At 67.4% G+C, this 17,120-nt stretch carries 6 protein-coding genes; 5 read left to right on the top strand and 1 reads right to left on the bottom strand.

Translation table 11 applies throughout. The annotated features are described in order from the left end of the window. Positions 1–150: 150 nt before the first annotated feature. From KME78_RS46525 to KME78_RS46505, 5 genes are all read left to right on the top strand, one after another. Complete coding sequence (locus KME78_RS46525; RefSeq protein WP_219536385.1) at positions 151–2,706, top strand: ATP-binding protein; 2,556 nt, start codon at positions 151–153, stop codon at positions 2,704–2,706. A gap of 487 nt (positions 2,707–3,193) precedes the next feature. Next, a complete protein-coding gene (locus tag KME78_RS46520) occupies positions 3,194–7,282 on the top strand; it encodes a LamG-like jellyroll fold domain-containing protein (protein WP_219536384.1) in 4,089 nt (1,362 codons plus the stop codon). Between the two features lie 23 nt (positions 7,283–7,305). Then, positions 7,306–13,479: an RHS repeat-associated core domain-containing protein gene (locus KME78_RS46515; protein WP_219536383.1), complete on the top strand. Its 6,174-nt coding sequence runs from the start codon at positions 7,306–7,308 to the stop codon at positions 13,477–13,479. A gap of 554 nt (positions 13,480–14,033) precedes the next feature. After that, positions 14,034–15,182, top strand: a complete 1,149-nt coding sequence (locus KME78_RS46510; protein ID WP_219536382.1) for a hypothetical protein — start codon at positions 14,034–14,036, stop codon at positions 15,180–15,182. 256 nt (positions 15,183–15,438) lie between these two features. Continuing rightward, positions 15,439–16,170, top strand: a complete 732-nt coding sequence (locus tag KME78_RS46505; protein WP_219536381.1) for a S8 family serine peptidase — start codon at positions 15,439–15,441, stop codon at positions 16,168–16,170. 481 nt (positions 16,171–16,651) lie between these two features. On the opposite strand, the gene KME78_RS46500 is transcribed toward KME78_RS46505, so the two are convergent. Continuing rightward, on the bottom strand, positions 16,652–16,990 hold the full coding sequence (locus tag KME78_RS46500) for a hypothetical protein (protein ID WP_219536380.1): 339 nt from the start codon (positions 16,988–16,990) through the stop codon (positions 16,652–16,654). Positions 16,991–17,120 lie beyond the last annotated feature (130 nt).

The following is a 17,120-nucleotide window of genomic DNA, read 5'->3' as shown; positions in this document are numbered from 1 at the left end:
CATGAGCATGGTCGGCTGTTTGGCCGCGGCTAAAGGAGCGGTGCGGCATGGTGTCTTTCCCGATCCAGATAGATGACCGCAGGAGATACGTTCATGACGCCAAGAGCGGGTGATGGTGCCAAGGGCGACCCCACAGTGGAGGAGCCGACTTTGGGGAAGCTGTTGCGATCGTGGCGTGAGCGAGCGCTGCTCACCCAGGACCAGCTGGCGGCGCGGGCGGGGCTGAACACTCGGACCGTCCGCCGGTTGGAGGCCGGCCAGTTGAGGCGCCCGCGCGGCACGTCAGTGCGGGCGCTGGCCGGGGCGTTGAACCTGGACGATACGGAGCTGTCGATCCTGGCCCGCGCCGCGAGCGCTGACCCGAAGAGCTCTCCTCCCAGACGCACGACACCGCGGCAGTTACCCGCCGATGTGCCCGCGTTCGTCGGCCGGGCGCGGGAACTGGCCGTTCTCGGCGAGGTGGGCGAGGTTGATGACACGGCCGCAGGGGTGATCGCCGCCATTGATGGCATGGCGGGGGTGGGCAAGACCGCGCTGGCCGTGCATGCCGCCCACCAGCTGGCTTCTCACTTTCCCGATGGGGATCTGTTCGTCGATCTGCACGGTTACAGCCAGGGCATGGCCGCGGCGGACCCGGCCGACGCGCTCGCCCGGATGCTGGGTGTGCTGGGCGTGACCGGGGAGTCGATCCCGCCGCATCTTGATGATCGGGCGGCGCTGTATCGCAGCGTGCTGGCCGACCGCAGGATGTTGATCGTTCTGGACAACGCCGCTGATGAGGAGCAGGTGCGGCCGCTGCTGCCGGGGGCAGGAGGCTGTCTGGTGCTCATCACCAGTCGGCGGCGATTGGTCGGCCTGGACGCCGTCCGTACGGTGTCGGTGGATGTGTTGCCGCTCGCGGACGCGATCGCGCTGTTCTCGGACACCGCTGGGGAGGGGCGGGTCGCGGGTGTCCCGCGGGAGGTGCTGGCCGAGGTGGTGCGGCGGTGCGGGCTGTTGCCGCTGGCGATCCGGCTGGCCGCGGCCCGATTGAAGGCCCATCCGGCGTGGAGCGTGGAGCATCTACTGGAGCGGCTGGAAGAGCACCAGCGACTGCTGAGCGAACTGCAGGCCGGGGAGCGCAGCGTCACCGCCGCGCTGGACATGTCATACCGGGAGCTCAGCGCCGATGAGCGGCGGGCGTACCGGGTGCTGGGGCTGCACACCGGGGTGGACATCACACCCGATGCGGCCGTCGCCCTCTTGGCCACCACCGCAGAGCGGGCTTTGGTGCTGCTCGACCGGTTGCAGGAGGTGCACCTCCTGCAGGAGCCGACTGCGGGCCGGTACAGATTCCACGACCTGATCCGCATCCATGCCACCGCGAAGGCCATCGATGAGGACGCTGAATCCGACCGGCGCGCCGCGTTGGTCCGGTTGCTGGACCACTACAGCCAAGCCGCCTCGGCGGCGATGGACCGTTTGTACCCCTACGAGGCGGATATGCGGCCGCGCCTTTCGTCAGGCGAGGCGCCGGTGCCAACGATGCCGGATGCCGCCGCGTGGCTGGAGGCCGAGTTGTACAACCTGCTCGCTGCTGCCCAGCTTGCCGTCGAGCACGGATTTCCCGAACACATCCGGCACCTGTCGGCCACGCTGGACCGCTGTCTGCTCAACAGCGGCCGGCACGTCGAGGCCGAGACCCTCCACACGCGGGCGCTGTCCGCCGCCCGCGCCGCCGCAGATCGCATCGGCGAGGTGGAAGCGCTCATCGCACTCGGCGAAATCCACCGCGTGAAAGGTCAATACGATGCGGCGCTCAAAGGCAACTCGAGCGCATTGGACATCGCCCGCGCCATCGGTCACCGCGCCGGCGAACTTCGAGCGCTGAACGGCCTTGGCTTTGCCCATCTCGGGCGCGACGAGTTTGAGCAGGCCGCCGACTACGTCGCGCTGGCGCTGGCCATCGCCCGCTCGATCGGTCACCTTTCCGGCGAACTGGACGCGTTAGCGACTGCCGGCAACGTCCACCGGCTGATGGGACACTACAACCAGGGCACCGAATACCTCGTGCGAGCGCTGACCATCGCCCGCTCGATCGGCCACCGCATCGCGGAGTCGCGCGCGCTGATCGGTCTTGGCTTCATCGATGTCAGGCGAGGCGAGCTCAGGTCGGCCGTCGACCACCTCAGGCGGGCTCTGTACCTGGCGCGAGACGCAGGGCACCGAATCATTGAACTCCGTAGCCTTACCGGGCTCGGCTACCTGCACCGCATCCAGGGCCGCTACGATCAGGCCGGCACCTGCTACCGACAGATCGTCGACCTCGCGCGCGAGATCAGCAGCCGCAACTGGGAATTCGAAGGCGTCCACGGAATGGGCCGGCTACAGCACGACAGCGGCCGCTACGATCAGGCGCTCGACAGCCACCGTCAGGCACTCCAACTCGCCTTGGATCTCGGCCACCCGAGTGACGAGGCCCGTGTCCACGACGCCCTCGCCCTCGCCCATGCCGCACTCGGTCAGCATGACCAAGCTCGCCACCACTGGAGCAAGGCCCTGACCATCCTGACCACCCTCGGCATCGACCGGATGGACGAAGAAGGAGTTGACATCGAGAGTTTTCTCACCCACCTCGCCCGTCTCAGCCCTGTGAACTCCCGGTCAGCGGCCGGCTTGCTCAACGCCGCTGAAGCAGGCGCTCGAGATGCCGATGATCGGCGATGAGAACCTCGTCGCTCGACAGGGTTTCATCGGCGCGGTGCCGTTGTTCGTAGGATGCCGACACAGTCGTTGATCATCAGGCTGACGGAGATCCCGGAAGAATCCATCGGTTAGGTGAAGCGCCGATCGGCTGCATCTGCATGAAGAAAAATTCGTCGTCATGCCGGGGGGATAGAAGCCCGTTTCGGGGATGGCGGCGGAATCTGCAACGAATCTTTCCATAGCGTTAGGGTGCGGGGGAAGAGGGTGCCCGGCGATGTGGATAACTTTTTCTCAATGTCCGCATAATTACCTCCTAAGGCCCTGGTCCAAGGGAGGGTCGGCCGCCGACACTGAGCCTGGCCGATATCACCCGAAACGGCCGATCAACCCATGTTGGCAAGCGGGCCAGCGCACGCTGTCTGCTCGATCACTCGTTGGAGGCACAGTGCGTTGGCGTCTGGGCGCTCTCGTCATGGGACTGACAACTCTGCTGGCTGGTCTGTTACCGGTGCCGACGCAGGCAAGCGTCTCTTCGGGGACCGTAGCGGATCCGGCGGGCTCGCCCTCCTGGGCGGTCGGCGAGGCGAAGAAGACAGGGGAGCGGGTCGCGGTAACGTCGGAGCAATCCGAGGTGCGCGACGTCTATGCCAACCCGGACGGGTCGTTCACGGCTGAGTTGCGGGTCACCCCGGTACGCGTGCGGCGCGGCTCAGGCTGGGTGTCCGTGGACACGACGCTGCGGCAGCGAGCCGACGGTGGCGTGGAGCCGGGTGCGACCACGGTTCCGGTCGTCTTCTCCGGAGGCGGGGGGCAGCCGTTGGTGCGGTTCGGCCAGGACGGCGAGCAGATCGAGCTGCGCTGGCCGGCGCCGCTGCCCAAGCCGGTGCTGAACGGGGACACCGCGACCTACTCCGAGGTCCTGCCCGGGGTGGATATGCGGATGACGGCGTCAGCCCAGGGCTTCAGCGAGGTGCTGGTGGTCAAGGACCGGGCGGCGGCGGCGAACCCGAAGCTGACCGAGCTGGCCTTCGGTGTGAGGACCGAAGGGGTGAAGGCGCGTGCGGACGGTGACGGCGATGTCGGCGTTTACGACGAGAAGGGCAAGCTCGTCTTCGGCTCCGGGGCGCCAATGGCGTGGGACTCGCGGCCGACGGACGCCAGGCGGGCGGTGGGCAGTCTGGAGCTGGCCAAGGATGAGCTGGTGCTGCGGCCGGACCGCAAGCTGCTGGCCGATCCGGCGACGCGGTTCCCGGTGTACATCGATCCCGACTTCGAGGCAGGGCGGACGGGGATGGCGATGGTGCTGTCCGGCCCGAGTTTCCATGATCAGGAGTACTGGGGCGGTGACGGGGAGAAGGTGGCGAAAGTCGGCTTCTGCGGCTGGGACTTTTGCAACAACATCGGCATCGCGCGGTCGTACTTCCAGTTCGATGCGGCGTTCCTGATCGGTAAGGGTATCCGCGAGGCGGAGTTCAACGTCTTCGAGCACTACTCCCCGTCGTGCACGAAGACGGACGTGGCGGCGTACGGAACCGATCCGGTCAGCGCGGGCACCAATTGGGACAACCAGCCGTACCGCGAAGTGGGGGGAACCCAGGTTCTGCTGGGAACGCAGAACATCGCCTGGGGCTACAGCGCCTCCTGCGCGGGCGCCTGGGTGGGCTTCGACGCCATGGCGGCGGTCAAGAAAGGCCTGGGATCGCATAACGGCGCTACGGCGATCATGCTGAAGGCCGGGAAGGAGACGGACAAGTACGGCTGGAAGAAGTTCAGGTGGCAGCGAACCGCTGGGGAGACGACCCCGGTCGAGCCGACCCTGACCGTCACCTACAACACGCCCCCTGGCGAGCCGAGCGCGCAGATGGTGGAGAACCAGACATGCGCCCTGGCGCCGAACGAGCCGCAGGTCAATCCGTATGTCGACAATGACCCTGGACACGGGTTGCGGGGGCCGCGGCTGTCGGTGAAGGTTTCCGACCCCGATAGCACCGAGGGCGGCCAGGTGCGCGCGGAGTTCGAGTGGTATGCCCGTGGTGGGGCGCGGCTTGGCGGGGTGATCACCGAGCCCAAGGCCTCGGGTTCCGCGTTCACCGCTGAGGTGCCGTCCGCGCACGCCGCCGATGGCACCAAGCTGGCGTATCGGGCGCGGGGCACGGATGGTGTGGATACCGGCCCGTGGGGGCCCTGGTGTGATTTCACGATCGACAGGAAGGGGCCGGACAAGGCGCCGAAGGTCAGTTCGCCGACCTATCTGGAGTGTCCGCTGCCTGACTATGACACCTGTCCCGCGGGAGGTGCGATCGGTTTCACCGGAGGCTTCACCTTCGATGCCAACGGCGTGGCGGACGTGGCGGGGTTCGAGTACTACCTGCTGGGTTTCGAAGGCACCATCTACGCGGCCGCGGCGTCCGGCACAGCGAACGTACTGATCACGCCGCCTCAGGACGGCCCGAGGGATCTGTATGTCCGCAGCGTCGACCGGGCGGGGAACGCGGGGGCGGAGTATCGCTACCGCTTCTGGGTCGGGGTCGGCACGCCTCCGAAGGGCCACTGGAAGCTGGAGGGCTACACCGAGACCAAGGCGGTCGACGACTCGCCGAACGGCCACGACGCCCCCCTTGAGGCGTCAGCGCGCTGGCGGGCCGGCCGGCACGGGGACGCTCTGTGGCTGGACGGCGTGACCGGGTACGCCGGAACCGGTGGTGGGGCCACCGTGGAGACGGACACGTCGTTCTCCGTCTCGGCCTGGGTGAAGCCGGATCGTCTCGACACGGCCTTCCGCACCGCGGTCAGCCAGAACGGTGGCCAGATCAGCGGGTTCGTCCTGCAGTACAACCCCGCCACCAAGAAGTGGAATTTCACGATGCCGGCCGACAACAGCGCAGGCGCGGAGCGGCACATCGCCGAATCGGCGGCGCCGGCCGTCGCGGGTCGTTGGACGCATCTGGTGGGCATGTACGACGCGGTCGCCAAGCAGGTCAAGATCTTCGTCGACGGGGTGGCCGGTACGAGTGCCGGTCACACCACGCCGTGGAAGGCGACCGGGCCGGTGCAACTGGGCCGGGCCCAGACGGCGACCGGGCCGGGTGAGTACTGGCCGGGTTCGCTGGATGAGGTACGGATCTATGACCGGCTGTTGGTCGCTGGTGAGGTCCATGACCTGGCCAGTGCCCCGGCGGTCGAGGAACTGTTCCTGCCGCTGGACGAAGGCACCGGCACGACGGCACAGGAGATGTCGGGCAACTACCGTCTGGGCACGCTGGGCGGCAGCGCCACCTGGACCACCGGCAGGGTGGGGACTGGAGCGGTACGGTTCAACGGAACCACCACCTCGGCTGTCTCGACCGCCGCTCCCGTGGTGCGCACGGACGCCGGATTCACCGTCACCGCGTGGGTCAGGCCTGATGCGGTCGACGGCCAAACGCGCACGATCCTCAGCCAAGACGCCGGGCAGGGCAGTGGCTTCCAGCTGCGTTACCGAGGGGACACGCGTACGTGGTCGTTCGCGCTGCCTCAGTCGGAGTCGGACGGCCCGCTGACCACCCTCAGCGTTGACTCGGACGCGGACCTGGAGGCCGGGGAGTGGACGCATCTGGCCGGAGTCTACGACGCGGCGGCCAGGCAGATCCGGCTGTATGTCAACACCGTACGGAAGGGGGAGAGGGAGGCCACGACCACGGTGAACGCCACCGGGGCGTTCCAGATCGGCCGCGGTAAGCAGGCCGGGGCCGCGGCGACGCCGTTCGCCGGGGCGATCGACGACGTGCACGTGTGGACCGGGGTGCGCACCCAGCAGCAGATTCGGGACGACAAGAACGAGGGGGCCACCACCCGGCGGACCAACCGCTATGGGGGACAACTGGGCCGGTTCTACAACCTGGCCGGTCATCACGTGGTGACGACCGGGCTGGTGCCGCCGGGCTCGCATTTCGAGTTCTCCCTCGGTATGCCGGCCCCGACGGACGCGCCGAACACACAGACGGTGTATTCCTGCCGCAACGGGGAGAAGGACTACTTCCTGGGTCTCGGCTGTGATGGCCACGCCAACCTGGGCAGCATCGGCAAGCTCTACACCACGCCGCCGGCGGGCGTGCCCACCCTGCGCGTCTACCGGTGCCTGATCCCCAACGTGGGCCACTTCGTCTCGGTGGATCCCAAGTGTGAGGGCCAGATCACTGAGGACTACCCGCTCGGCTACACCCGGGCCTACAACAACCTGATCAGACACCTGGCGACCGGCCACCCGTACGACCACGCCAGCGCCACCGGCATGATCGAGGCGAACTACCGCGCCGAGTTCATCCTGGGCACCCTGTCGATGACCCAGCTGCCGGGCACCACCGCGCTCCTGATGTGCCGCAACGGCACCGACGTCTTCACCTCCACCGATACCGGCTGCGAGGGCGAGACCGTGGTGCGCAACCTCGGCTACCTGTGGACCAGCCCGCCACAAGCGGTTCCCGGGGCGCCCGGCGCCATCAGCGCCGAGCTGTTCCGCTGCCGGGCCAGCTGGGGCGATCTGTTCGACTCGCGCGATCGCAACTGTGAAGGCCAGGAGCTCGACCGCTCCCTCGGCTTCGTCATCACCGGCCTGTGACCCCGGAAGGGACCTGAACACTCATGCGCCGTAACCGCTGGCGGCTGTGGTCGATCACGACCCTGAGCTGCTTATTCATCGGGCTGATGGCCGGCACGCCGGCCGGGGCGACACCGGCCCAGATCGTGGACGTGATGGCCCTGGAGGGGCCGATCAGGCCGACCAGACCGGAGGAGGTCGAGCCGGTTCCCGGCAAGAACTTCGTGCCTCCGGCCGCCAAGCCGGACCCGGAGGCGGCGCCCGCCCGCCGGACGGCCGCGAAGACGGACTGGCCGGAGGCGGGTGCGGCCGAGGTCACGCTGTCACCTGGAACCGGCCGTTCCGCGGCGGCGGCCGACACCCGGGCCGGGTCGCTGCCCGTACGGGTGTCGGCGTCCGGGCAGCCAGGGCCGGAGCGGGTCAAGGTCGAGGTGCTCGACCGGGCCGCGGCGACGCGGGCCGGGATCCAGGGGCTGCTGCTGTCGGTACGCCGTGCCGACGGCAAGGCCGAACGCGGCCCGGTGACGATCACCGTGGACTACTCGGCCTTCAAAGACGCGTACGGCGGTGACTGGGCATCGCGCCTCAGGCTTGCCCCCGCCTCCGGCGATGCGACCCCGGTCACCGCCGTACGCAACGATCTCAAGGCGGGCACGGTGTCGGCGCAGGTGTCGGTCGGCGACAGCGGCAGCACGCTCGCGCTGGCCGCGGCGCCCAACGGGCCCAACGGCGACTACAAGGCCACCTCGCTGGCGCCCTCCAGCATGTGGCAGGTCTCCACCCAGAACGGTGGATTCGTCTGGTCATACCCGCTGCGCACGCCGCCGGTGCCCGGGGAACTCGACCCCGACCTGACGCTGTCCTACACGTCGGCCTCGGTCGACGGGCGCACGGTGTCGACGAACAATCAGCCGTCCTGGGTGGGGGAGGGCTGGAACCTGGTGCCCGGGTTCATCGAACGCGCCTACAAGCCCTGCATGGAGGACCTGGGCGGAAACAACGGCACGACCAAGACCGGCGACATGTGCTGGGAAACCGACAACGCCACCCTGTCCTTCGGCGAGCACTCGGGCCAGATGGTGGCGCAGGACGGGGTGTGGCGGGCCAAGGACGATGACGGAACCCGGGTGGAGCATGTGGTGCGCGGCAGCGCGGATCTCAAGCCCGGCGACAAGGACGTCAAGGACATCAACGGCGACGACAACGGCGAGTACTGGAAGGTCACCACGGCGGACGGCACTCAGTACTTCTTCGGCCTGAACCGATTGCCGGACTGGACGTCGGGAAAGCCCACCACGCAGTCGACCTGGACGGCCCCGGTGTTCGGCAACGACAACAACGGGAGCGCCCCCGACGAGCCGTGCTACAAGCCCACCTTCGCCGCCTCGGCCTGCCAGCAGGCCTACCGGTGGAACCTCGACCACGTCGTGGACGCGCACGGCAACTCGATGAGCTACTTCTACACCCAGGAGACCAACAAGTACGCCCAGAACATGGGGCAGACCACCGGCACCTACGTGCGCGGCGGCACGCTGGCGCGCATCGAGTACGGCACCCGCGACGGTCAGGAGTATTCCGGCCCGGCGCCGGCGCGGGTGGTGTTCGAACCGGCCGACCGCTGCGTGCCCGACCAGAAGTGCGACATCCACACGTCCGACGCCTGGCCGGACGTTCCGTGGGACGGCGAGTGCACGGCCGCGACGTGCGGGGACAAGAATTCACCGACGTTCTGGTCCACCAAGCGGCTGGCGAAGATCACCACCCAGGTCTCGACGGGGAACGGGAACTACCGCGGCGTCGACCAGTGGGAACTCGCCTACGCCTACCCGCCTGCCGCCACCTCCGCGGACAGGGCGTTGTGGCTGAACGGCGTCACCCACACCGGCCTGGCCGCTGACCCCGCGATCAAGCTGGACGCGATGACGTTCGACGGCACGATGCTGCCCAACCGGGTCAACACCGCGGCGGACGGCCTGCCAGCGCTGAACAAGCTCCGCATCACCAAGATCACCTCCGATTCGGGCGGGGTGACCAACGTCACCTACGCGCCGCCGGACTGCACCCCGGGCGCCCCGCCGACCCCGGAGACCAACACCAAGCGATGTTTCCCGGTGAAGTGGGCCATGCCGCCGGCGACCGAGCCGGTCAACGACTGGTTCCACAAGTACGTGGTCACCAAGGTGGTCCAGGACGACCAGGCGTCGGACGCCAAGGACATGGTGACCAACTATGAGTACGACCCCAAGGGCGGCGCCTGGGCCTACAACGACGACCCGCTGATCGAGGAGAAGAAGCGGACCTGGTCGGAGTGGCGGGGATACGAGAGGGTCGTGGTCCGCGAGGGCGATCCGGCCAACGACGAGAACAAGCCCGAGTCCAAGACCGAGTACCTGTACTTCCGCGGCTTGAACGGCGACCGGCTCAACAGCGCCGGCGGCGCGAAGACGGTGGATGTCACCGACTCCACCGGCGCCATGACCATCGACGCCGAGCCGCTGGCGGGCCTCCTCCGCGAAGAGATCAGCTACGACGGCGCCACCCCTCTCAGCACCGAGCTGAACGAGCCGTGGACCCGGCTGACCGCCACCCAGGGCAGCCTCAAGGCGTATCAGGTGGAGGTGAAGTGGACCGAGAGCCGGGAGCGGCGTGCCGACGGCACCTACCTCGTCACCCGGGAGGAGACGACCTACGACCAGTACGGCAACGAGACCCAGATCAACGACCTCGGCGACGTCTCCTCGACCGGCGATGACCAGTGCACGACCACCACGTACGTGCACAACACCGACAAGACGCTGACGGAGTTCCCGAGCAAGACCACGACCGTCGGCGTGGCCTGCGGCCAGACCCCGTCCTACCCCGACGACGCCATCACCGACACCCGGCTGTCCTACGACGGCCAGGAGTTCGGCAAAGCGCCGACCCGCGGAGACGTGACCGCGACAGAGAACGCGAAGACGTACACCGGCACCACCCCCACCTACCTGCTCGGCGACACCGCGGAATACGACGACTACGGCCGGGTGAAGCAGACGAGTGACGAGCTCAAACGGAAGACGACCACCGCCTACACCGAGACGAACGGGCTGACCACCGACAAGAAGGTGACCAACCCACTCGGCCACGCGGTCACCACCACCTTCGATCCGGCCTGGGGCAGCCCCGTCAAGGAGACCGACGCCAACAACCGCATCGCCTCGCTGACGTACGACGCCCTCGGCCGCCTGGTCAAGGTGTACAAGCCGGGCCGCAGCGCGGAGAACGGCGACTCCCCGCACATCCGTTACCAGTACGGCCAGCGCGGCAGCGGCGGCCCGAACTGGATCCGTACCAGTACGCTGCGTGCCAACGGCAACCACGTCGCCACCTACGAGCTGTACGACGGCTTCCTGCGTCCCCGCCAGACGCAGGCGCCCAGCCCGTCCGGAGGCCGCATCCTCACCGACACCCTGTACGACACGCGGGGCCTGGTCAGCGTGAACCGGCCCGCCTACCACGCCGACAACGACCCCGGCACGACGCTGTACCAGCCGGACGCGGGCAAGGTGCCGGCCTCGACCGTGACCACCTACGACGGCATGGAGCGTAAGAAAGAGGAGATCCTCTTCAAGCCCGACGCGGAAGGCACGCTGGCCGAGCACTGGCGCACCAGCACCTCCTACGGCCCCGACTGGGTCAGCGTCATCCCACCCGAGGGCGGGACCGTGACCACCACATGGGTCGACGCCCGCGACCGGGTGACCGCGCTGGCGCAGTACCAAGGTCGCACCCTGACCAGCCCGTCCGATGTGACCCGCTATGGCTACACCAAGGCCGGTGAGCTGGCCAAGGTCACCGATGCGGCGGGCAACGTGTGGCGTTACCACTACGACGTGCTGGGCCGCAGGGTCAAGGCCGAGGACCCGGACAAGGGCGTCTCGACCATGACCTACGACGACGCCGGCCAGCTGCTGACCACCACCGACGCACGCGGCAAGACCGTGGTGGCCGTCTACGACGAGCTCGGCCGGGCGAAGGAGACCCGTCTGACCTCGGAGACAGGGCGGCTGCTGACCAAGAACGTCTACGACACGCCGGAGAAGGGCGCCCTGATCTCCTCCACCCGCTATGTCGGCGACAACGCCTACACAGGGGAGGTGACCGGCTACGACGAGGCCGGTCGGCCGAAGGGCACGTCGGTGACCATCCCCGCGGTGGAGAACCAGCTCGCCGGGACCTACACCACCAGCATGACGTACGCCCCCGACGGCAGCCTGGCGACCAAGACCCTGCCCAAACTGGGCGACCTCGCGGAGGAGACGCTCAAGTACGCCTACGACGATCTCGGTCAGCCGACCACGTTGAAGGACGGACAGGACAAGTACTACATCTCCCAAACGACCTACACCGCCCTGGGGGAGACCGCCCAGGTGCAGTTCGAGGCGAACGACAAGCGGCTCTGGCGCACGACCAACTACGAAGCCGGCACCCGACGGCTCACCGAGGCGCTCACCGAGCGCGAACAGGCCGGTGGAGTCATGGTGAACGACTTGACCTACGACTACGACCTGGCCGGCAACGTCAAACGCATCACCGACCGCACCGCCGGCGCGGCCAAGGACACCCAGTGCTTCACCGTCGACCACCTGCGCCGCATCACCGCAGCCTGGACCCAGAGCACCGACACCTGCGCCACCACCCCGACGTCGTCGGTCATCGGCGGTCCGGCACCTTACTGGCACCAATACGCCTACGACGTGATCGGCAACCGCCGCGCCAAGACCGTCAAGGGTCTGTCCGGTGCCGCCGACGTCACGACCACCTACTCCTACCCCAACCCCGGCGACGGCGTCGCCCGGCCGCACGCGGTCACCGGCACCACCACCAACTCGGCCGCCACGGCGTACGGCTACGACGCCGTCGGCAACACCACCACCCGCCCCAGCCCTTCCGGCCCGCAGACGCTGACCTGGGACGACGAGGGCCTGCTCGCCTCGATCACCGCAGCAGGCAAGACCACCTCCTACCTCTACGACGCTGACGGTGAGCAGCTCATCCGCCGCGATCCGGGTGCGGTGACCTTGTTCGTCGGCGACGGCGAGATCCGGCTCAACACCGCCACCGGCTCGTCCACCGGGACCCGCTACTACGCGGGCATGGGAACCCGCACCGGTGACGGCTTCACCTGGACCATCGCCGACCATCACGGCACCTCCCAGACCGCCGTCGACGCCAAGACCCTTGCCATCACCTCGCGACGGCTGGACCTGTTCGGCAACCCACGCGGCGCCCCCGCCGACTGGCCCGCCGGTGACCAAGGCTTCGTCGGCGGCACCCTCAACCCCGATACCGGATTGACCCGGCTCGGCGCCCGCGAATACGACCCGGCCATCGGCAAGTTCCTCTCCGTCGACCCGATCATCGACCCGCTCGACCCGCAGCAGATGAACGCCTACGCCTACAGCAACAACAACCCCGCCACCATGAGCGACCCCGACGGGCTGAGGTACCTGGAGGGCGACGGCCCCGTCTCCCACAAATCAAAGCCGAAGCCGCCCAAGAAAAATATCAAGAAGCCGGCCAAGAAGCCGAACAAGCCAAAAACAGTAAAGAAGCTGAAGAGGAACTGGATAAAGCTGACGCCGAAGAAGTGGATAAATGAGCTGAGGAAGGCGGCCAGCAGGGTCACGCGACCGACGCCGATCGCGCACATGAAGGACTTCGGGGGCCACTGCGTGGCAGACCGTAAATACTGCCAGATGCTGCCGAAACTCATGGCCGCGAAGAGCCGTGCGGAGCAACACGACTGGAACGGCGCGGGCGGCCCGAAGGGGCATGTGGGCGGCGCGCCTACAAAAACCGTCACTGCCTACTCCGACAATGGTAATAGGAAGACAACGGTCACCACCGTGGATGGGTACACCACCGGGAAAAGCGCCCACTCCAAGCCTTTCGGCGAGGGGGGCCCCTGGGCTCTCGAGTACGAGGCAGACTATGTAAACCACACCATCTACAACCCAGGCGGGATTAAGACCCACACCGGTGGCCAGGCTGCCGTCTATCTATCCAAAATGATTAACCGCCCCAAGACTTGGAATGAGTACTGGTGGCCAACAATAAAATGCGGCGGTGCGATAGGAGGGACGATTATCGGCACGGGGACCGCTCCGGCTGGCGGATGGACTATAGCCGCTGCTTCTGTTGGAACACTGTTAAGCGCAGGCGAGTGTTTCGGCTAGTCAATCCGCCAATCCGCTAGTCGGAATCGTCGATACCCTGGGGCAGCGACGTGGTTGTGCCCCGACGGCCGCCCGTCGGGGCGCAACTCCCTCCCATGGCCGCCGAAAGGCTGCGGTTCGGATGCGGATCGCCGGTTTGCTGGAATGCGATGCGAGCCGGCGCCTCTTCCTTGGCGAATCCGAGCCCTTCGCCTATTAGCACGTCCTTCACGGGGTAGGCCCCGGCCGCCCGGAGCTCGCACACGATTGGACTCCCGAAAAGCTCAAGGGCTGTCCCGTTTAGCCCCAAGCGGCGCACGAATCGTAGTTCACTCCCCGCGAGGTCACCCGACAGCCTGTGTACGTGTCAGGCGTAGTTACTCGCTTACCGCGGTTGGCCGCACCTCGCGCCCTTCAGAATCAAAATTCCGGGAAATGTCCGATCGCCGCCCTGGCGAAACTGTGTCGGTGGGCCGAGAATCATTACGCGAACAACCTGCCATTTCACTTTCCGTTGGATCCGCGAGATGAAGTGAGGGTCGAACGTGCGTCAAAACAGGCGTTCCTTTATCGCGATGGCGCTGGCCGTAGCCTTGGGCGCTGTCGGTCTGGTCACGGCCGGTCCGGCGGCGGCCGCGTCGCCGGGGTGGGCGGTGCTGCCCACGCCTAATCCGGGCAAAGGCAGCAACGAGCTGTCGGATGTGTCCGGTAGTTCGGAATCGGATTTCTGGGCAGTGGGCAAGTACGAGATCGAGCCCGGCGGTCCCGTCCGCCCGCTCGCCTTACGCTGGGAAGGGCATTCGTGGCAGCACGTCGCCACTCCGATACCTGCCGGACGCAGCCAAGGGGAACTGGCGGCGGTGGTGGCGATCGCGCCCGGCGACGCCTGGGCGGTGGGGCGTGCCGCCACGATGGGCGGCGACGAGAGCGGGCTGATCATGCGCTGGCGCGACGGCTCCTGGCAGCTCGTGCCGGGTCCGAGCGCGGGCGAGGGCCCGCCGAGCCGGCTGAACGCGGTGGCCGCTGCCGGCCCCGACGATGTGTGGGCGGTGGGCGAGACCGGTCGTGCGGGCCAGACCAGGCCACTGGCGATGCATTGGGACGGACGGGCCTGGAGCGTGGTGCCGGTTCCCGAGCCGCCGGTCGGCGATGCGGTGCTGTCCAGCGTGGCGGTACGGTCGGCCGATGAGGCGTGGGCGGTCGGGTATGCGCCCAGCGCGGTCGTCGGGCATGGGGTGGAGCCGTACGTGCTGCGCTGGAACGGCACATCCTGGAACCGGGTCCCGGTGCCCAACGACGGCGAGGTCGGGCTGGCACTGGCCGATGTCGCCGTTGGCCCGCGCGGCGAGGTGGTGGCCACCGGCGAGAGCCGCAGGCGCGGCGCCGATGGCGACATCACCCGACGGCCGGCGGTGCTGCGCTACGACGGCACCGCGTGGCGGACCATCCCCGTGCCCGCTTCCTACCAGTCCGCCGACAGCTACCTCAACGACGTCGCGATCAGCCGCAAGGGCAAGGTGTGGATCGCCGGGCACAGCCCCGGCGGGGAGGCGTTCGCGACACTGAACGGTGACACATGGGAACTCGTGGACGGCGCCTCACCAGAGGGTTTCACGCACAAGGCGATCGCGATCATCGACCGGGTCTGGTGCGTCGGCCACAGCCTGCCCGATGACACCGGCCTGACCAGAACATACTCGGAATGGTCACCCATCCTCGGCTGAACAACGCCACGGGGACTGATCCCCTCTCCCACGAGTCTTGGACCCTCCGCGCGTGAGGGAGGGCTGCCACGACCGGATGCAGCGGTATGCAGCCTGAAGCTACCTACGAAGACGGCACCCGCCGGAACGTCCCTCTTGCTCGGCACAGGTGTGCCTCCAGCCGTGATCGGCAAGCGCGTGGAGCCGGGCCGCAGGCGTATGCCGTGAGGCTGACCGATGCAAGTCGTCATCTGTCCACACCGGAAAGGGAGTGTAGATGAAACAGGCGAGAATGGCGTTACCCGCGTTCATGGTCGTCGTGTCGGCCGGCACGGCGGCGGGTGGCGCGGCCGAACGAAGTGCGGTGGCCGAGGCGGAGGACGACTCGGGCACCGACGATCGGTACGGTCACGGCACGCACGTGGCCGACATCGTCACCGGCAACGGTTCGGCGGCGCGCGGCAAGTACGTCGGCGTGGCGCCCGACGCGACCCTGCTCAACGGCAAGGTGCTGAACGACACCGGTTCAGGCGAGTTTTCCTGGATTGTCGCTGGGATGGAGTGGGCGGCCGAACGGGGCGCTGACGTGGTCAACATGTCCCTGGGCTCCATTCTGCACACCGACGGCAAAGGGCCCCTGGACCTGGCGGTCAACGAGCTGACCCGCAGGTCGGGCACGCTCTTCGTGGTGGCAGCGGGTAACGAAGGGCCGGGTAACGGCTCGTTCAGAAGCCCAGGGGCGCCGCGCGGGCAGAAACCGTGCCAGTGCGGCCAGCAGCGCCCGATCGGCCCAGTCCGGTCGCGGCCGGGCGACCTGACGACGCAGGACGGCGACCTCATGACGCAGCACCAAGATCTCCACCTCCTTGGAGGCGTCGCCCCGCGTAAGGAGCGTCAACCAGCCGAACAACCAGCAGCAGGTACAGGAGGCGTACGAACACGAGTGCTGAGGATGGAAGGCGAGGTCAGATGCCGTGGACACGTTTGCAGTGGTGGCCGCCAAGCGTAAGTGCCGGCCTGGCGACCACCACTGTCATGTTCAGCGAACGTTTACGCAGGGGAGGCCTTTCGACTCATAGCGGCCTCGGCCCAGGGATGCCCATCCCTGCGCGCACGCTGCGCCCACTCCCCTGCCGCTGCCGCTCGTCGTGGGCCTGAAGTGATCTCCGGTGCCAGGCTTGGGCATACCGGGTTCCCACAGATCCACGTGACCGTAGAAGTCCGCATCGGCACGGCCGACCGCGGAGTATCCGCCGGCGGCGCCGAACACCTCGATACAGCTGTCGACGCTGCAACCGCTATTACCGAACGTGGCGGTGGTGGCGTCCTTGACATATCTCAGGCAAACCCGACCATCGCAGGTCCAGCTGGCCGACTGGGACATGGTGGCTGCCGAGGCGCCGCCCAGCAGAATCAGGGGCGCGGCCAGTATCGTCGCCGCCAGCGGAACATCGTTGATTCTTTCGATGTACGGAATGACGATAATTGCGTCAATCGCGCCCTGTCGGCTCGAATCCGCAATTCGGAGCAGTGCCAGGCTGGATTATGATCTGCGTCGCCTGACGAAATTCGAAGGGCACGTTGCCACGGCCGACACACAGCACCTTCCGTGCACCCGCAGGGTTGACCAGGATGGCCTGGCAGTCGGGCGGCGGCTGATTGAGGAATGAATTGATTTCGCGCAGCTGCGAATGATATTGTACCGGAGGTTGACAGGTGGTGTAGTTGAAGGTGACAGCGCCGATGTCGCCGATCAACGTCAGCCGCCCGCTCGCTGCATTTGCTGCATTCGCTGCGCCTGCCGCGCCCACTACCGCAACGCAGGCCAACACGGCTCTTCGAAGTTAAGCGGGGTTGAGGTGTCCGCGGCCTTTTCGGGTGGTGGCGCAGCGGGTGCGTAGTCGCTGGTTTCCTGGGTTGCGGAAGCCGTAGGCATCGCGGGCGGTGGTCTTGATGACG

This window comes from Nonomuraea guangzhouensis (assembly GCF_019396345.1).
GTDB classification, from domain to species: domain Bacteria; phylum Actinomycetota; class Actinomycetes; order Streptosporangiales; family Streptosporangiaceae; genus Nonomuraea; species Nonomuraea guangzhouensis.
This window is presented reverse-complemented; position numbering and strand designations above follow the sequence as displayed.

Bases quoted from the DNA above. Each gene is read 5' to 3' on its own strand.
- KME78_RS46515 (WP_219536383.1), top strand. From the start codon at position 7,306: ATGCGCCGTAACCGCTGGCGGCTGTGGTCGATCACGACCCTGAGCTGC.
- KME78_RS46510 (WP_219536382.1), top strand. From the start codon at position 14,034: ATGGCGCTGGCCGTAGCCTTGGGCGCTGTCGGTCTGGTCACGGCCGGT.
- KME78_RS46505 (WP_219536381.1), top strand. From the start codon at position 15,439: ATGAAACAGGCGAGAATGGCGTTACCCGCGTTCATGGTCGTCGTGTCG.